The 17,875-nt window shown below is 39.4% G+C and carries 12 protein-coding genes; 3 read left to right on the top strand and 9 right to left on the bottom strand.

Features of this window, described 5'->3' with window-relative positions; genetic code table 11:
* Window positions 1-23: 23 nt before the first annotated feature.
* Both addA and addB read right to left on the bottom strand, forming a co-directional pair.
* Window positions 24-3,803, bottom strand: a complete 3,780-nt coding sequence (addA, locus tag BMX30_RS13680; RefSeq protein WP_090746588.1) for a helicase-exonuclease AddAB subunit AddA — start codon at window positions 3,801-3,803, stop codon at window positions 24-26.
* Complete coding sequence (addB, locus tag BMX30_RS13675; protein WP_090746586.1) at window positions 3,796-7,281, bottom strand: helicase-exonuclease AddAB subunit AddB; 3,486 nt, start codon at window positions 7,279-7,281, stop codon at window positions 3,796-3,798. The genes addA and addB overlap by 8 nt, the downstream gene beginning before the upstream one ends.
* 136 nt (window positions 7,282-7,417) lie before the next feature.
* Between addB and BMX30_RS13670 the strand changes: the two genes are divergently transcribed.
* A complete protein-coding gene (locus BMX30_RS13670) occupies window positions 7,418-8,566 on the top strand; it encodes an MFS transporter (RefSeq protein ID WP_090746583.1) in 1,149 nt (382 codons plus the stop codon).
* A 189-nt stretch (window positions 8,567-8,755) separates the two neighbouring features.
* On the opposite strand, the gene lepB is transcribed toward BMX30_RS13670, so the two are convergent.
* The 4 genes from lepB to BMX30_RS13650 form a co-directional block, all read right to left on the bottom strand.
* Entirely contained in the window at window positions 8,756-9,310 is a 555-nt protein-coding gene (gene lepB, locus BMX30_RS13665; protein ID WP_090746579.1) for a signal peptidase I, read from the bottom strand.
* A 63-nt stretch (window positions 9,311-9,373) separates the two neighbouring features.
* A complete protein-coding gene (locus tag BMX30_RS13660) occupies window positions 9,374-9,988 on the bottom strand; it encodes a TVP38/TMEM64 family protein (RefSeq protein WP_090746575.1) in 615 nt (204 codons plus the stop codon).
* Between the two features lie 109 nt (window positions 9,989-10,097).
* Window positions 10,098-11,033, bottom strand: a complete 936-nt coding sequence (locus BMX30_RS13655) for an LCP family protein (protein ID WP_090746572.1) — start codon at window positions 11,031-11,033, stop codon at window positions 10,098-10,100.
* A 301-nt stretch (window positions 11,034-11,334) separates the two neighbouring features.
* Window positions 11,335-13,314 carry a S9 family peptidase gene (locus BMX30_RS13650; RefSeq protein WP_090746570.1) on the bottom strand — a complete coding sequence of 660 codons (1,980 nt, stop codon included), beginning with the start codon at window positions 13,312-13,314 and terminating at the stop codon, window positions 11,335-11,337.
* A 283-nt stretch (window positions 13,315-13,597) separates the two neighbouring features.
* Between BMX30_RS13650 and BMX30_RS13645 the strand changes: the two genes are divergently transcribed.
* On the top strand, window positions 13,598-13,966 hold the full coding sequence (locus BMX30_RS13645) for a YhjD family protein (protein WP_090746567.1): 369 nt from the start codon (window positions 13,598-13,600) through the stop codon (window positions 13,964-13,966).
* A 43-nt stretch (window positions 13,967-14,009) separates the two neighbouring features.
* On the opposite strand, the gene BMX30_RS13640 is transcribed toward BMX30_RS13645, so the two are convergent.
* Entirely contained in the window at window positions 14,010-14,585 is a 576-nt protein-coding gene (locus BMX30_RS13640; RefSeq protein ID WP_090746564.1) for a competence protein ComK, read from the bottom strand.
* Between the two features lie 197 nt (window positions 14,586-14,782).
* Between BMX30_RS13640 and BMX30_RS13635 the strand changes: the two genes are divergently transcribed.
* Entirely contained in the window at window positions 14,783-15,019 is a 237-nt protein-coding gene (locus tag BMX30_RS13635) for an IDEAL domain-containing protein (protein WP_090746561.1), read from the top strand.
* A gap of 243 nt (window positions 15,020-15,262) precedes the next feature.
* On the opposite strand, the gene BMX30_RS13630 is transcribed toward BMX30_RS13635, so the two are convergent.
* Together BMX30_RS13630 and BMX30_RS13625 are read right to left on the bottom strand one after the other, a co-directional pair.
* Window positions 15,263-16,549: a M48 family metallopeptidase gene (locus tag BMX30_RS13630; RefSeq protein ID WP_090746558.1), complete on the bottom strand. Its 1,287-nt coding sequence runs from the start codon at window positions 16,547-16,549 to the stop codon at window positions 15,263-15,265.
* A 301-nt stretch (window positions 16,550-16,850) separates the two neighbouring features.
* Window positions 16,851-17,870 (bottom strand): aliphatic sulfonate ABC transporter substrate-binding protein, encoded by a 1,020-nt coding sequence (locus BMX30_RS13625; RefSeq protein WP_090746556.1) that lies wholly within the window; start codon window positions 17,868-17,870, stop codon window positions 16,851-16,853.
* Between the last annotated feature and the right edge of the window lie 5 nt (window positions 17,871-17,875).

Below are 17,875 nucleotides of genomic sequence, written 5' to 3'. Positions count from 1 at the left end.
GCTGTATCGGCTTTCTGATTTATTTAACGTTCTAGTTTTAAAAGATGACCACCATCAAAAAAGTATAGATAACGCTCATCAATCGGCCTCTTCCAAATTTCCTCGAGAGCTTTCCCATAAAGGCTAATCTGGAGTTTGTACCGTTCTTCAAGGTCAACTTTAGCTTGGTCAAAGCCATTTTTATAACGCGAATGGATTGCATCCGTTTTAAAATCCAGTAGGATGGTCCCCTGTGCATCCTCAAATACACAGTCAATGACCCCTTGGACAAAAATAGACTCTTCTGGTCCTTCCCAATTAGGATATACTTGTTTTGCTGGGAGAGAAAGATAAAAAGGTACTTCCCTCGACACCTTGTCTGCATGGACAAGGCGTTTACCAATATCCGTTTCAAAGAAGGCAAGAATCCATTGAATCTCAATCGCATCCCTTTGTTCTGGATATAACAGTTCAGATTCAACCATATGGTCTAACAGTTTCCTGATGGAGGCTTCTGTTACTTGGTTATTCAGATCAATATGTTGCATAACCATGTGCATGGCTGTCCCTTTTTCCGCTGGGGTCAGTTTTTTCTCCTGCATAAATCTTGGGCGATTCAAAATTGGCTTTGAAAAGCTTCGTGTGAGATCTGTTCCGCTTTCATCACTACGAACTTCATGATTACGTTTCAACTCGGACACCGACTGCTTTGAACGATGGGTAGTCGCTTCAATTAAGTTGTATCTCCACATTAGCTGACCACGAACAGTTTCCGCATATTGAGAGTTAATCTGGACACAATCGCCTGCTTGGACTTTCCCTAAGTGGGTCTCCTGCTCAAGTTTCTCTTCTTCAAGTAAGGCCGCAACCTCATTCGCTTTATGGATATGAATATGCCAACGAGAAGAATGCGCTGCTAATTCATCAGGAACAAACATATTCATTGAATGATTGAAAGACTCCTCAATAATACTGGTTGAATCCTTATGTCGTATTAGCGCGGGGCCAATCCAATCAAGATAACTGTTTGCAGAGGCCCGCAAATATTCTTCTAGGAGCCAATCTGGGTGATTAGCTGCCTCTGTCCATTTATCAATTGCTTTTTCGGAGTCCTTAACGGATGCTACCAAATACAACTTTTCCTTTGCTCTTGTTAAGGCAACGTATAAAACACGCATTTCTTCAGCAAGCATCTCCATCTTCTTTTTGCGTTTGAAGGCAAGCTGAGGCAAGGATGGATAGGTGAGCCTTTTTTCAGTATTTACATATTTGGAGGCAAAGCCGTATTCTTTATCGAGCATATATTGCTTTTTTAAGTCCATTGTATTAAACTGTCGAGCAAGACCAGCAACAAATACAAATGGAAACTCCAATCCTTTACTGCTGTGAATAGTCATGACACGGACTACATCTTCCTGCTCACCGATGGCCCCTGCTGCACCTAGATCATCACCACGATCTCGCATACGCTCAATAAAACGTAAGAAGCGGAACAAGCCACGGAAAGATGTAGCTTCATATTGTCTTGCCCGATCATAAAGTGCTCTTAGGTTGGCCTGACGTTGCTTTCCTCCTGCCATTCCCCCAACAAAATCAAAAAACCTCGTATCTCGAAACAACTGCCAAATCAATTCGGAAACGGAGCCCATTCTAGCCCTAGTTCGCCATTCCGTTATATGATCGAAGAAAGGTCTGACCTTAGCATAAAGCTCCTCGTGCTCGGGACTAGGTTGCCGTTTACAGAAAGCCATTAAAGCCTCGTAAAAAGTTCCTTTTTTATCCGCAATACGAATAACAGCTAGTTCTTCTTCATTCAAACCGACAATAGGCGAACGCAGGACAGCTGCAAGTGGAATGTCCTGGAACGGATTATCGATTACCTTTAACAAAGAAAGCATGATGGCTACTTCCGTTGCTTCAAAATATCCTGTTGAGAGATTGGCATAAATAGGAATTCCCTGTTGCTTAAATTCTTCCATAAACTGGGGAGCCCAAGTCATTGAACGGAGAAGAATGACCATATCACGGTACTTTGCTGGACTTTCCGTTTTCGTCTTCGGGTTATAGACCCCTTTACGATTCTCTATCAGTTCTTTGATTTGCTTTGCAATCAATCTTGCTTCAAGCTGCGATTGTTCAAGGTCCACAAGGTCATATCCCTCAGACGCTGAATCTTCATTGTTAGCCTCTTCTGAAGATGATTCTTCTGAATCGACCAGTAAAAGCTCCACAGGATACGGGATTTCCTCCGGATAAGCCGCACCTTTTTTCAGCTCCGCACTTTCATCGTAATGGATTTCTCCAACCTGGACGCCCATAATTTGTTTAAATAGAAAATTCGTCCCGTCGAGTACTTCTGCTCTGCTCCGGAAATTCCTCGCAAGGTCAATCTTCAATCCCGTCGTATCACCGTCTGTCGTAAACCGATTATATTTACTTAAAAATAAATTTGGTTCCGCTAGGCGAAAACGATAAATTGATTGTTTCACATCTCCTACCATGAACAAGTTCCCCATGTTCTCACCATCGGCTGTAACAAGATGAAGAATCGCTTCTTGAACCATATTTGTATCCTGGTATTCATCGACTAGTACTTCTTTAAACCTTTTTCTATATGCGTTCCCTGCGTCAGAAGGGATTAGACGTTGGTCCGCTTCACTGCCCATAGACAGAATATCGAGCGTATAATGCTCTAAGTCCGAGAAGTCTACAAGCCCTTTTTCCTGTTTTACTTTTGCAAACCGTTCGTTAAATTCTTTAACAAGCTCCGTTAATGTAAGGATGACTGTCTTCATCTCGAGCATGTCATTTAGGAAACTCTCAGGTCTACGTGAAAACAGCTCCGCTCGCAAATCAAGCACCACTTTCTTCGCCTTATCACGAAGCTTACTCGCTTTATCAATTAAATCTTTATCATATTGTTTTGGGCTACATGGCTTTGCCCGTTTAAAATCAACCAGTTGGATGGCCTCATAAAGAGAATTCCATGAATCTTTTTGTGCAGCCATTAGCGTTTCGACCAAATGAATATCTTGAATGAAATTTTCCGCTCTAGGAGCAGGACCAGCTGGTTGCTTCGTAATCTCTAACCCCTGTTCAAGCATTCTTTTTGCCCCTTGCAGTTGCAACTCGACGTCAAACATTAGGGAACGAGTAAATGGTAATTCTTCAATCGCCATGTCATGCTGAATATCATACATGTCTACAATCGAGTCTAAATACTCTTCGGGAGAAGGATTTGACTTGGCAAAATCATATAGGTCAAGAATGATATCCTTTAATGCCTCATCACTACGATCATTCGTAAACGTATCGACTAACTTAAAAAACGGATGGTTATTAGGTTTACCGTATTCCTCTTCAAATAATTCATCAATGACTTCGTCTTTTAATAACTGGCCCTCTGTTTGATCAGCAATCCGAAAGCCAGGATCTACATCAATCAAATAATAGTACTTTCGAATGACTTCAAGACAAAACGAATGGAGGGTTGAGATTGAGGCCCTGTTTAATAAACTTAATTGTTTTCGTAAATGCGAAGAATTCGCATCTTCATCAATCGCTTTTTCTAGTGCCTCTCCGATTCGATGCCTCATTTCAGCAGCTGAAGCATTCGTAAATGTAACAACTAGTAATTCATCAACGTCTATCGGGTTAGAGCTCGATGTAATCTTTTTTATAATACGCTCAACTAGTACTGCCGTCTTTCCGGAACCTGCAGCCGCTGCAACGAGGATGTCTTGACCTGATGCCATAATCGCTTTCCATTGATCGTCTGTCCATGTTGCCCCTTCTGGTTTTGGTGGAATACTCACTTTAGCCAAGATTCATCCCCTCCCTTTTTATGACCTCTAAGATATCTTCTTTGGTTTTCGGAACTAGCTTTCTAAATTCATTTGAATCTAACGAACGATCAAACTGGCAGACTGATTTAAAGGAACAAAATGTACACGGCAATCGGTCCTTTAACTTAAATGGATCAATATCAACAACACCACTGGTGATGTCATTGCCTGTTTCAATATACTTATTACGGATAAACTGTCTAAGATTTTCAAAGTCTTCCTGGCTAGCTACTTTGGATGCCTTTGTTAAACTTCCATCCTTTTTAAGACCCGCGGAGATAATTTGCGAATTGACTCCGCCCTCGATTGACTGATCCATTAATTGAATAACATTTTCATCTGATAACAATAAGCCGTTCATTTTAAATTGCTTCATAATCTCTTCTTCTATTTCCTCAAGTGAAAGTACTTTTGAAGCATTAATCATTGGATTGTGAACATGAAAATACAATACCCCCGCAGGATTTGCTTGCTTTCCAACAAGTTGCTGCGAGTGGGTAATGATGATATCTAAATACGTAAGCATTTGCAGGGCTAGACCGTAATACACTTCTGTTAGATTAAGGTCCTTTTCACTCGATTTGTAATCAAGCACCCTTAGGTATAAGCCACTAGAATCCTCGGCTTTGTCAACCCTATCAATTCTCCCCATCAGTTCCATCTTAGTTCCGTTCTTTAGCGTAAAACCAAGCGGCGGGAGTGTCCCTTTTTTGCCAAAACCTAATTCGAGTCCAATTGGAGCAAACCCGCTAACCTTTGCATGTTCACTCATAATCAATGAAGCTCTACTGATGATATACTGCAGCTTTTGCTTTATATACTGATGCCTGTTGGAGCTGAGCAGAATCTCGTTCTGCAACCTAGGTGCAAGCATATCTACAGCTTCCTTAGCTAGTTGTTGAGTTTGAGCATGAGTAAGACTTGCCCATGAGATGTTTTCCTTCATAATTGTTTCGGCAATATGCTTTAATGCAGCATGAAATAAGTCACCAATGTCTGGGGCCTCAAGACGGAAAACTTGTCGGTCACGAAGCTTTAAACCATGTTGCACAAAATGGGAAAAGGCACAGCTATTAAAGAGCTCCATCCTAGAAACACTTGCCTCGATCTCCTCGCCGTACAGTTCCTTACTAATATCTTCAGACAGCTGCTTAGTTCGGTTTTCATAAAAGAGGCTAGATAGGACCTTTCGAGCAATTCCCCGCCATTGTGGGCTTTCCATGTAATAATCATAAACATCCCACCAAAAATCATAGACAGGGTAATTTCTTTGTTTTAACTGTAGTTGTCCTGTTAAATAACTAAGGGCTGTGTATTCCCCTGAAGCGAACGATAACTGCTCCATTTCGGTTAGTTCAGATGGATCAGCTGAAAAGTTATGTTTAAGATGATAAGGGAAAAGATCGGTTAATCGTTTTATATAGGTCGATGCAATCAGTGCTTTCCCTTCTTCATTGGCAATCGGGTAGCTTACATAAAGTAACTCTGAGGGAGTTGTAAACGCCTTATACGCAAAGAAATTCTCATCCAAAAGGCGCTGTCTACTTGGTGGAGCAAGTTTCATTCCCTCCTGTAATAGTGCATCCCGGTCGTCGTCTCCAAAAATCCCCTCATCGGTCAATTTCGCAGGAAAGACTCCTTCGTTTGCACCAATAACAAATGTTGCCTTTATATCTGCAAGCCGCGATTTTTCGAGATTAGCAACGACCACTTGATCAATTGCAGGTGGAATCAAGGAAAATTGTAACGACTCAAAGCCAGAATCAAGAATCGCGATAAATTGCTTGGGAGTCACTTCTTGTTCTCCAAGGATTTCAACGAATTGATCAAATAGGTCAATCACAGCATTCCAAGCCTGATCATGTTCCCTCGCCTCAACAAGGCGCCCTTTTCCTTCCGCATCAAGGCGCCATTCCTCTAATTTCGTCGGAATATTAAGCTCTTCAATATATAAATAGACTGCTTCACATAGCTTTCTACCACTATCGGCCCTTTTTAAGCGTCTCGCTAACCGCTGAAGTGGAGTAACTACCATCACCTTTAAATCATTTAAAAGTTGCTCTGTTTCTTTTTCTGCATCAGTCTGAACCGCTGATGAAAATTCCAAACCTCGAATCCGACGGTAACTCCAACGGTCTTTTCTTGTCCATTTATCCCCCTGGATTCCATAGGCCAGCACATAGTTTTCCAGTAAATCCATTTGTTCTCGAGCCTTGTTTAGATTCACTCCCGTTGGAAATAACAAGTCTGTTTTTATTGCTCTAAAAATTGGTTCATAACGCCAGTTACCTAGAACCGTTTCAAGGCTAGAACGAATGAATTCAATCAGTGGATGATTAAGCATTGTCCTTTTCTGATCTATAAAGAACGGGATCCTATAATCTGTAAACACCGTCTCTAAAATATCCCGGTAATCATTTTCGTTTCGCATTAAAACAGCAATATCCCGGTACCTCAACCCCTTGTCCCTAGCGAGGCTACGAATTTCCCTAGCCACTCCCTCAACTTCAGCCCTACGGTTCGCTGCTTCGGCAATATGGATCTCAGTAGTTCCCAAGAACTTCTTAGTTGGTCTAGAGTCAAATTCAGCTTCTAGATGCTTTAACGAGTCATTTGTCCAGCGGTGCTGGTCAGTAAGGATGATTTCCTCTTCGAGTTCAATTCCTGAATTCTGAATGATTTCATAAAGGCTGCGACTTGTTTCTCCTGTAAGCCTAAATAAGTCGAGTTCATCTGGAACTGTATGTTTATAAGATTGGTTTAATGGCAAGCTAATGGTAACTCGTTTGCAAGTTTTCATCAGTTGCTCAATGATTAACAATTCAAGAGGCGTAAAGGAATAAAATCCATCAATATAAACCTCTGCATTTTTCAAATCATTTGATAGCGCAATTTTCTCGGCAAGCAACCGGAAATAATCTTCAGAATCAATATATTTACCAAATAACTCATCTTCAAACTGTTGATACACAATTTCAAGATCATGAAGTTTTTCTTGAAGAGCCTTCTCCCCCATTGCCTCTTCTTGCTTCAAGGCTAAATCCTCTGGTTTTACCATATATCTTTTAAATTCAATCAGCATTTGTTCCAACTGTTGAACGAAACCGTTTTTATCGGCTGTTCGCCGAAAGATTTTCAACTGATCTTTCTTGTCTTCAATGATTTTCCGAATCATCATGCTAATTCCAACACTAGTAAGGTGGTAGCGGGTAAACCCTCCGGTTTCTTGGAGTACTCTCCATGCAAGGCGAGGAAAGCTATATACCTGGGCCCTTATCATTCCCCCTAAGCCCGGTGTCGTAGAAAGACGATATTCCGATAAAAATGACATTTGCTCAGGAACTAAATATAGAATTGGATTTCCATCAGGGTCATCCATCAGTCTATTCCTTATTTCGCTCATGCAGAGTTCTGTTTTGCCGCTTCCCGACCGTCCTAGTACTAAACGAACAGACATCGATACTCCCCCCATCAAAAACCTAAGTTATCTTTATTTGATGATAACATAATGACTTCTATTTATTGCTGAATAATTATTGGCAATACAACTTTCAAAACTTCATGTAAGTGCATAAAGTGTTTTAGGTGATTTCATGAACTCATTCTTACTGATTAGGACTGTCGCTACCCTACTTACTGTGATATCAATTCTTGTAGCCAGTAATATTTATACGTTAATTCCTATTTATGATGTGGTTGCTAAAGGGCTTGGGATATCATCAGCTGATGTTGTCATAGCTGGTAGCTTATTTACACTATTCTATGCAGTTGGCCTTCTTTCCTTTGGGCCAATTTCCGATTACACCGGACGGAAGAAGATACTTGTCTTTGGTCTACTAGCATCCTCCTTCACAACTTTAGCCGTCGGATTTGCAACGGACACTTTCAGCCTATGGCTTACTCGCTCAATCCAAGGATTTACACTTGCCTCTTTCGCTTCGGTCGTATTTTCTTATTCCTTTGAATTGTTTCCAACTAAACAACGAACACTATTAGTTGTCCTAATTAATACGGGATTTTTAATCGCGGGTATCTTTGGTCAGTTAATAAGTTCCATTCTTTCACATCTAGTTTCTTGGAACAGCGTATTTATCTTTTTTTCAATATGCTATTTACTCTTATTTGGTGTAGCCTTTTTTCTTCTCGCGGATTCACCTGCTCAAAAAACTGACCGAGAGCCGATTTGGATCTCCTTCCTCATTCTGCTTAAAGATTCAAGATTAGTTACATGCTACTTAATTGCATTCACCTTGTTATTCTCAGTAATTGCGTTTTATGACACTCTCGGCAGATTTTTTTCTGGTACGGACGGGGATTTATTTAAAATCCGATCAGCTGGATTAATCGGGGCTACCGTGTCACTATTCACCGGAAAACTTATCGACCTGATGGGTGAAATAAAAATATTATCAGCAGGCTTACTGTTAGGCGTATTTGGACTGTTATCAATGGTTGTGTTTTACTCGACAGTAGGACTGATTACTTTTTCTACTCTATTCATAGCATCGATTTCAATCGTTATTCCAACAGTTATTACTCTGGTTGGTTCATACAGTGGACAAAAACGGTCAAAAGCGCTTTCTCTTTATTCGTTTATCCTTTTAACAGGCGCGAGCCTTGCCCCATCAGTTGCAACAGTCTTTTCCTTTTTCGAGATGCTGATATTACTAGCCTCGCTTTTCATCATTAATATTGGATTATGTTATCAACTAAAAAAGGGCTCTGTTAAACAAGGCTGTTGATTTCTGCTCTAGACAGACGCTCAGAGAACAGCTAGTCGGGAGGATAGCGAGGCTCTATGTGCCCAGGGTGAGTGGAAGTTTGGTCGGACGGGAAGAGATAGAGAGGCTGTTAACACTTCAACAGTGTTAAAAAAAGTGGGAAACAGCTTCTATAGCCGCTTCCCACTTATTGGTCTAATAATTTTTAGTTTAAAATGTAACTTCCATTTCGTCTAAAGGCCAGTAGCGTAAATTCACTTTTCCAACTACTTGTTCAATGGAAATCAGACCAAAATGTCGGCTATCCCAGCTTCCTCGACGGTTGTCACCCAATACAAATAATTGGCCTTCAGGGATTTGTCCCTTCCCTGTTATTTCCTCAAGGGTAAAGTCACCTGTTAATGCTCCCCCAAACACTTTTGCCCGATATTTCTCTAAAAAGGGCTCCACTATTTTCTTTCCATTAATATAAAGTTCATCATCGCGGTAATCGATTTCGTCTCCAGGGAGTCCAATAATTCTTTTCACGTAATCTTCTTTTTCATTTGCATGAAAGACAATGACATCAAACCGCTGTAAATCGGTTGCCTCAAAACCTACTTTATTTACAACCAGTTTATTTCCCTCTTCGAGAGTTGGAAGCATCGATTCCCCTTCGACTACATAATTCGAAAAAAAGAACGTACGGACAAAAACAAAGATAATAATTCCGATGGCTATTGCCTTAATCCATTCAAACCCCTCATTTTTCCATTCCACTTTCATTAGAATCTCCCACCACTTTCCCCAGAGCTTTTCCGTTCAGGAGACATGCCCGACATGTCATTGTTATCCAGTATGTTCGTTTTTTGTGCTCATATTCATTCTTACTTCAATAATCTTACCGACATACCAGAGAATAAAAATAACCACTAAAACAATGGCAGTCCTTAACGGCTGTGTAAAAAGAGAACGAATGTCGTGGCCAACAAAGCTTATGATAAAGATCATCACCATTTTCCCCGCCATTACAGCTAGCATATATTGAGCAAAACTAATTTTTGATAGTCCAGCAACAATATTGACAATTGCTGACGGTGTAAATGGAAAACACAGTAATAAGAAAAGTGGACCAAATCCATGCCTTTCGACCCAACTCATTCCTTTTCTTACTTGTTTATGCTTTTGCAAGAAGCGTAATATTCTTTTTTGACCATATTTCCGAATAAGGATAAAAACAAGCAAAGCTCCAGCACATGCTCCTATCCAAGAATAAAGGAAACCCAGCCAAAGCCCGAAAGCATTTGCGTTAGCCATGACGAATAATACTAGCGGCAGAAATGGAAGGAAAGCCTCAATCATTGGCAGGAGTATACCCGGAATCGGTCCAAGTGCACGATACTCGCCAATTAACTCCATGATTTTATCTAATGTGAACCATTCCTTTATAATTTCAAACTCCATTTAATTCTCCTTTATCTCTGACTAACTAACATGTTTTTTGAGTTACCTTATCAACTAATCTTTATCCCCATTTTACACCTTTGGGGTTTTAATTGAAAAACAAACAAGCTTATTTTACTAAAAATTCATTCAATGCTTGTCTGTTAGTTTCTACATCAATTGCAAGTACTGCACCTACCCCACTAATTCGTTGATTTTGAAAGCTGTTTTCGACTGGAATTCTAAGGGTTTGTACACTTCTACCTTCTTCAGAAATAAATCCTCTTGCCATATATAAAATATCTCCTGTATCCATATTCGTATTGACAAAAGGAGTAACCACTCCTATCAATTTGGGTAGCTTCGGCAAAGTCTGGACACTGGCTAGTTGTTTCCCGAGCTCTTTCATTACTTTTTGCTGTCGTTCAACCCTTCCAAAGTCCCCGACCGCATCTTGCCGAAACCTAACATAACCAAGTAAATGCTCCCCATCTAGTTTCTGAATACCCGGTTCTAGTTTGACCCCAATGTTTTTGGACATACTTTTTTCAACGTCCACTTCGACCCCGTGAGGAAAGGCAGTATCAATTAATCGAACAAACCCTTGAAAGTCAACGATCCCATAATATTGAAGGTCAACATCAAAGTTCTCTTTAATTGTTTGTCTGAGTAGATCTGGCCCACCAAATGCTAGAGCTGTGTTAATTTTATTTTCCCCATGACCCGGGATACTAACATACGTGTCTCTCATAATCGAGGCTAGCTTATAAGTCCCTTTACCTGGGTTATAGCTAGCGATCATTATCGTGTCTGCTCGGGAATTTTCTTCCCCTCTTGCGTCACTCCCTAAAAGAAGAATATTCGTGTGTCCATTCTTATCCCGGTCCCCATTGAAAGTATACTCAACCTTTGGCTGTCCAGACTCTTCTTGGGAATCTTTGAGCCCTGCCTGATACTGAAAATAACTATAAAGTGATAATGCTCCAATCAGAAGGAATAACATGATTAAACCGACGGACCAGAGCCGCCTTCTATGCTTCTTTTTTATATGACGATCAGACCTCATCAAATCCCCCTGACATTAATTAATCTTACAAAACGACTGTACTCGCAAGCTATTTTCTACGTAGGAAAGTGAACAGTGGATTCTCTTCATCAAGTTTCTCGCTTCTTTCCGTGGAGTTCCTATGCAATGAACATTCTTATATAACAGAAACGCGAAAAAACACAGCTTACAAAATCATTCGCTTCTTTAATTAATATTCCTGCTTTCTATAATCTCTTCGTTATATATCTGTTTAGTTTTTTACAAATCATATAAAAAAATCCGCAAAGAATCCTACTTTGCGGTTAATGTTTAAATTAATCTATTTTAAATACTCTTCAAACCATGCCATTATGTGTTCTAGACGTTGTATGCGAAACTTTGGCTTTCCACTTCTAGATAATTCATGATTTGAATCCGGAAACCGTATCATTCTTGTTTCTTTTCCTTGGCGCTTAAGAGTAATATACAATTGCTCCGCTTGTTCGATCGGACAACGATAATCCTTCTCGCTATGTAGAATTAATAGTGGTGTCGTCACATTCTTAGAATAGGCTAACGGGGAATGTTTCCACAATGTGTTAACATCATTCATATCCGCTTTTATTTGCCACTCTGTAAAGTAGTAACCAATGTCACTAACTCCATAAAAACTAACCCAGTTTGAGATAGATCTCTGTGTAACTGCTGCCTTAAAACGATCTGTATGGCCAACAATCCAATTCGTCATGAAACCACCGTAGCTACCTCCAGTGACTCCTAATTTTTCATCATCAATAAAATCAAAGGTAGTTACGGCAAAGTTGACGGCAGCCATAATATCCTCGTAGTCTCCTTGACCATAGTCGCCTCGAACCATATTGACAAATTCCTGTCCATATCCATGGCTTCCCCTTGGGTTCACATACAAAACAACATACCCTTTAGCTGCAAGAGTCTGAAATTCATGTAAGTATGTGTTTGCATACATCGCATGCGGTCCCCCATGAATTTCTAGTATAAGGGGATATTTTTCATCCTCCTGAAATCCCGCCGGCTTCATCAACCATCCATTAACAGATAATCCATCACTTGATGGGAATTGGATCATTTCAGGTTTAGAGAGAGGTACTTGTTTCAATAATGATTCATTTGTTCTTGTGAGTTGAACTAGTTTTCCAGTAGTTACTTCTAACAGAAATAATTCACCGGGAAGTGTAGGTCTACTGATTGCAACAACAATCTGTTGGCTTAGAGGGTGAAGCGACATTCCATATATGTGCTGTTGGTCGAGAAGAGCTGGATAGATCTCGCCATGTACAGTTCCATAGTATAGAACCGTATTTCCATTTTCCGAAGCCAGGAAATAATAGCTCTCACTATCTGCCCCCCAGAGAATCCCTGGAACATGTGCTCCCTGCTGAAAGTCTCCAACAACAGCATCACCAACCATCATATCTAACTCATCTGTCATACAAGTGAGTGCCTTCGTTTCCAAATGATAAACCCATAGTTTGCTAAGCGTTGCATTTTGATATTCACGTTTATGCCCAACAAACCCAAGGTATTTACCATCTGGCGAAAAAATAGCCTCATTAAAATAACCTTCTTGATTTGTGATATTATGGACTTCCCTAGTCTCGATATTTAAGAGTAATATGTCGCTAATAAAAGAAAAGTCCTGCTCCTCCACAGGGTTCCCTGAGATAACTAGCCATTTTCCATCAGGGGACCAACTCTCCAAACGATAATCTGTTTCACCTGATGTAACAATTCTCACTTTACTCGTTTCAAGTTCAAAAATAGCTACCTGTTCATACCTTCCATCCCAAAAACCACGGTTATCGGATTTATATTTCATCTTATCTACAACAATCGGCTCAGGTTCTTTTTCTTCCTTATCATCAGCGATTATAGATTCACTTGGTTTAAGAGATACTGAAAATGCAATAGACTTACTATCCGGGGACCAAATAGGTCGTTTGGCACCATTAGGACAAGAAGTAATTCTTCGGGCCTCTCCACCTGAGGTATCCAATACATAGATTTGTTCTTTCTCTTCTCGATTTGAAACGAAGGCTATTTTCGTTCCATCTGGTGACCACCTGGGTGAATGGTTACGAGTGTCACCAAAGGTCCACTGATGCGCCTGTTTGTTCTCATTTAACTCTAAATAATGTAAATGGGAGAAGTATTCATTCTTTTCCTCGTTCATTTCCGTTTGAACAAAGACACAACGTTCTCCTTCAGGTGAAACTTGAGGGTCCGTTACTGATTTTAATTCAAATAAATCCTCCGCCTTTAAAAACCTTACCTCTTCCATCTCGATTCATCCTTCCACAATAGGTATTAGTCAATTATATCCAAAATAATTCTCATACCTTTCCATTTCAATTTATTTGCTTCAGTTTTTTTGCTAAGGCTGTTTTCGCAAACTTTGGTGCTATTGAACAGGAGAGGTTTTCAACAGCCACGTTTACAAACCCAAAAGTGAAGCAAAAGATTAAAATACTAAAATCTAATCTAAAACCACTTGAAAACATACTTGTCCATCGGGTAACATATAAACAGGAACAAACGTTCTGTATAAAAGGAGCGATAAGATCATGACTAGAATCCCCGAGAAGGATCGCGATATCCTCGAGCAAGCTATTTACCTTCCTATGATTTTGACTGTTTTAGAGCGTGATATGCAAGTAATTGAAAAAAGCCTGCTTAAACTGAAGAAACCCTATCTAGAACTTGTTGAAGAAACGATAAAGGTGGTTCAACGTGAGTTTTCAGAGGTGAAGCGTTATATGAATCAAAATAATCTTAAGGTGGAGAAACTCAAGCAGGATGATGCCTTTACTATGTATTTATTTTTATACAAAGGGTATGAGGAACAACATAATTATTTCAACCCCCGCATAAGGAACAAGGTTCAAGAGTTAATGACCTATTATTTATTCAAAAGACATTTAAATCGGAACTAGTACAAATGGAAAGACCCTGAATATTCAGGGCCTCGGAAAAAATTTAACCATCAAATCGATACCTTTCACTGACCATCGAAGGCATTCTTTCTTCTGAGAACCTTCGACCATAAATAATATATTCAGCTTTTCGTTCATTCTCTCTCATTCTTTGGAGTATTTTCGTTCTAAGTTCCGCTGTTCTTAATAATTGCTTATCAAATGATATATAGGAGAGCGGGAGAATATAAGTTTGTTTATTTCTTAAAGTAACTTTAGTACTAAAAGCATCGTTGCGCTTATGGTCAAGGACATGTTCATGGGAAACCCAAATACAGCTCGACTTGTTTGGCGACTTGGTAGGTAGCAGAAACACCGAGTTTGAGGGGTCTATGGCGATGGGGGCTTTATGTGTGACTCTAGTTAGTCTGCGTGTTACCTTTTTGCTTGCATTATAGTCTGAAAGATTATATTCACATCCTCTCTTAACTAATTCAGTAGGCTTTAAACTCGAGTAATATTCGTTTTCATATTCAACAATCTTCGAATAAATCTTATTTCCTTTTTCAACCGGGAAAATAATCATTGTGAAGGGATTAATTTCATAATCATCTACAAGTGCTTTCTCATCAATAACCATGCTATATCATCTCCTATTCTGGGCAGTTTACCCAAGATAAATCATATCATTGTTTTTTTCTAATAAAATAGCAAACTTACAAAGTTCTAAATTTATACATAATTACGGGTATAAAATTTTCTAAAAATTTAAACAATTTAGTTGATTATCTCTTTAGAAATCCATATAATAAAAAAAAGGTCAAAGAGGTGAAATCAGTGAAGGAGAAATCGTATTCTGAAATCATGAAGGCCAGTGTAATGAAACGCATAAAGGCAAAGGAATCATTTGTACAGGATTTATATGTTGAGATGCTCATTTCTGAAATTCAGCTCAAGAACCAAAAAGAAAAGTTACTCATAAGAATCGACAAAGCGATTGATGATCGCAATCGCACTTTATTTTTTTCATTAACCGAAGAATTAAAAGCTTTGGATAAACAATTTGGAACTTAAATCTAACACAGAAAAAATCCCCCACCGCCTGTGGGGGATTCTTCTTTTATAAAGCTCGTTTCTCAAAGCTTGTTACTTTCGAAGCCTAAACGGAACTTCTTTCATTGAACAGCTTTATTCTTTGAAAGAAAAGCTTGAGAACTTAATGAAATCGCACCAAACCACTTTTCTCGTTAAAATCGACTTTAGGATTTTAACAACTATCTTATGATAAAACAGACTTTAGTAAAGGCAAATCCCTTACTAAGGGCTCATCCCTTCTTCATTTCGCTTTTGTATTTCATAGTCCTCAATCCGCGAAATTCTCTCGAGCATTGTTGGGTGACCATACCTGAATAGTTTCACAAGCAAAGGAGGATTTACCTGACTTAATCCAGCTTTTGTTAACTCCTGAAAAGCCGTAATGGCTGCCTCCGGATTATCAGTCATCTCAATCGCATAGCTGTCTGCTCTTGCTTCTTGGTATCTAGAAACAAAATTAGAAAATGGACTTGCGGCAAAGGCTAACATTGATAATAATATGAAAAACAATGGCAGGGAGCGAATATCACCCATACCACTGACCTTGAACTCTTTTCCCCAGCGGCTAATTGCCCAGTTCATTATTTTATGGATTAAATACAATCCTATAAGCGATAACAGCAAGTAACCTGCTATCCCGATATATAAATGCTTTTCCACGTAATGTGCCATTTCGTGAGCCATAATGAATAAGATTTGATTATCATTCAACCTGTTAAGGGTTGTATCCCACAAAACAATTCTAGAATTAGAGCCAATTCCTGTAACATAAGCATTCAATGCATTGGTTTTTTCAGCCATATCAACTTCAAACACATGCTCAGCAGGGATTTCTGCTTGAGCAGCAAGATCTAATATTTTTGCTTCCAATTCCTTATTCTTTAGTGGATAAAAGTCATTATACAAAGGGTCAATGACAACAGGTTGTACGAACATGATAAACAAGGTAAAAGGTATGGAAAGCATCCAGGCGAAAAGCCACCAGAATCTCCTACTCCTATTGATTAGCCAGTACAGAACACCAACAATTACAACCATCATTCCAAAGTTAACCCAAAAATCAATTAGTTCATCTTTCATCCAGGAAGCAAAGGTCTGCGTTGAGATATTATATGTTTTCGATAAATGATAGCTTATATAGCTAAGCGGAAAGGTAGCCATATAGGCAAATAATGATAGCCAGAAAACATAAATGCCAACCCGACCATATTTATTTTTAGTCGTTTCATCGGACCAGTTTTTAAAAGCTTTAGACAAACCGGTAAGTAAAATCAAGAAATAAATTAGCCACTCTAACGGAGTTGCTAGGAAGAACAATAAATTCCGGATTTGTGAATATTCTTCACTTAACATGAGTTCCCTACTATTTAAGAAGGTAGCCGGATCTGCACTCGAACCTTGAAATTCAAACGGCAGGGTCGAATCAGCTATATAAAATAAATACCAATATACAAGAAATCCAAATAAAACGTAGGCAAGTATTGCAAAAAAGCCCATTTTTCTTGCCACAGTCATCCCTCCTTTTCGTACAACCTCTACATAACTAGTTTAGTCTTTTAGGGATAAAATAGAACAAGCTTTTGTTAGTTAATATTAACACAACCTATAAACTCCGTTTTTGAAGGAGTTTTGATTACATCAGGTTTTAGTATTGAAAGGTATCATAGATGTACACTCTTGTAAGATTCGTATTTAGCATGCAAAACTTAACCCTTATAGGGTGAGAGGATCTCTTCAATGACCATACTCATGTACAAAAAAGAGACACCTAGAATAAATTCTAGATGCCTTTTCAACTATTACCAATTCATTACTTACTTGCTGTCTTTTGGCTATTAATAAATTGCTTATCAATTAAGTTAGTGAAGTCTGGCTGTTCTTTTAAAAACTTTAACGCGTAGGACGAATCTGCGAAGGCTTGAACGGCATCTTGGTCGACTTCATAAGTAAAGCCAATTCGCTCCCAAGCAAGATCGACTACTTTCTTTTCTAGCCCCTGACCTGTCGTCTCTTCAATATCTTTAAGCGTGATTGCTTTTGCTTCCTCTGGATTGTCTTCTATGAATTGTACAGCCTCTTTATGAGCATCAATGATTTTTTGAACCAATTCAGGATTTTCGCTTGCTAGCTTCCCAGAAGTAACCATTACGGAAGCCGGTAAAGTTTCACCAAAGCTAACCTCGTTCCAAGGAATGACGACTTCTGCACCTGTTTCATATTCAATAACAGCCGCCCAAGGCTCTGGTGCTACAGCGATATCGATTTTACCTGATTGTAACAACGCAGAATAGGTAGCTGGATTTCCTGGCAAGTGCTTCATCGTACCCCCGATTCGCTCAGAAGTAATACCACTTTCTTGAAGGTAGGTTTCATATTGAACATCATGTGTGCAGCCAACTGCTGGTGTAGCAAACACTTTCCCAGCAAAATCCTCTGGCGAGTTAATTTCAACACCTTCTCTAGCCAAAACAACCGTTCCACCAGTAGATGCACCAGCAATAATTTTAACATCCGCTCCAGTTGTGTAGTTATTCATAGCCGGTCCTGGACCAACTAAGCCCGCATCAACGTCACCTGTCTTCAAAGCTGTCATAAAGGCCCCGCCATCCGCAAATGTACGATATTCAACTGTTGTTCCATCACCAAGTTGTTCTTCGTATAGCGCTTGATCTTTCGCTACCATTGCCGGAACATGGTTGATATTAGGAAAATAACCTATTACAATCTTTTCTTTGTTACCAGTTGCACTTTCATCGTTTGCGGCTCCACATCCAGCAAGTAATCCGGCGAATAATATCAGGAAAGCGAAGCTTAATAATCCTTTTTTCATGTTTT

This window comes from Mesobacillus persicus (assembly GCF_900109925.1).
GTDB lineage: Bacteria > Bacillota > Bacilli > Bacillales > Cytobacillaceae > Mesobacillus_B > Mesobacillus_B persicus.
Note: the sequence above shows the minus strand (reverse complement) of the source record. Positions and strands in the feature narration are given on the sequence as shown.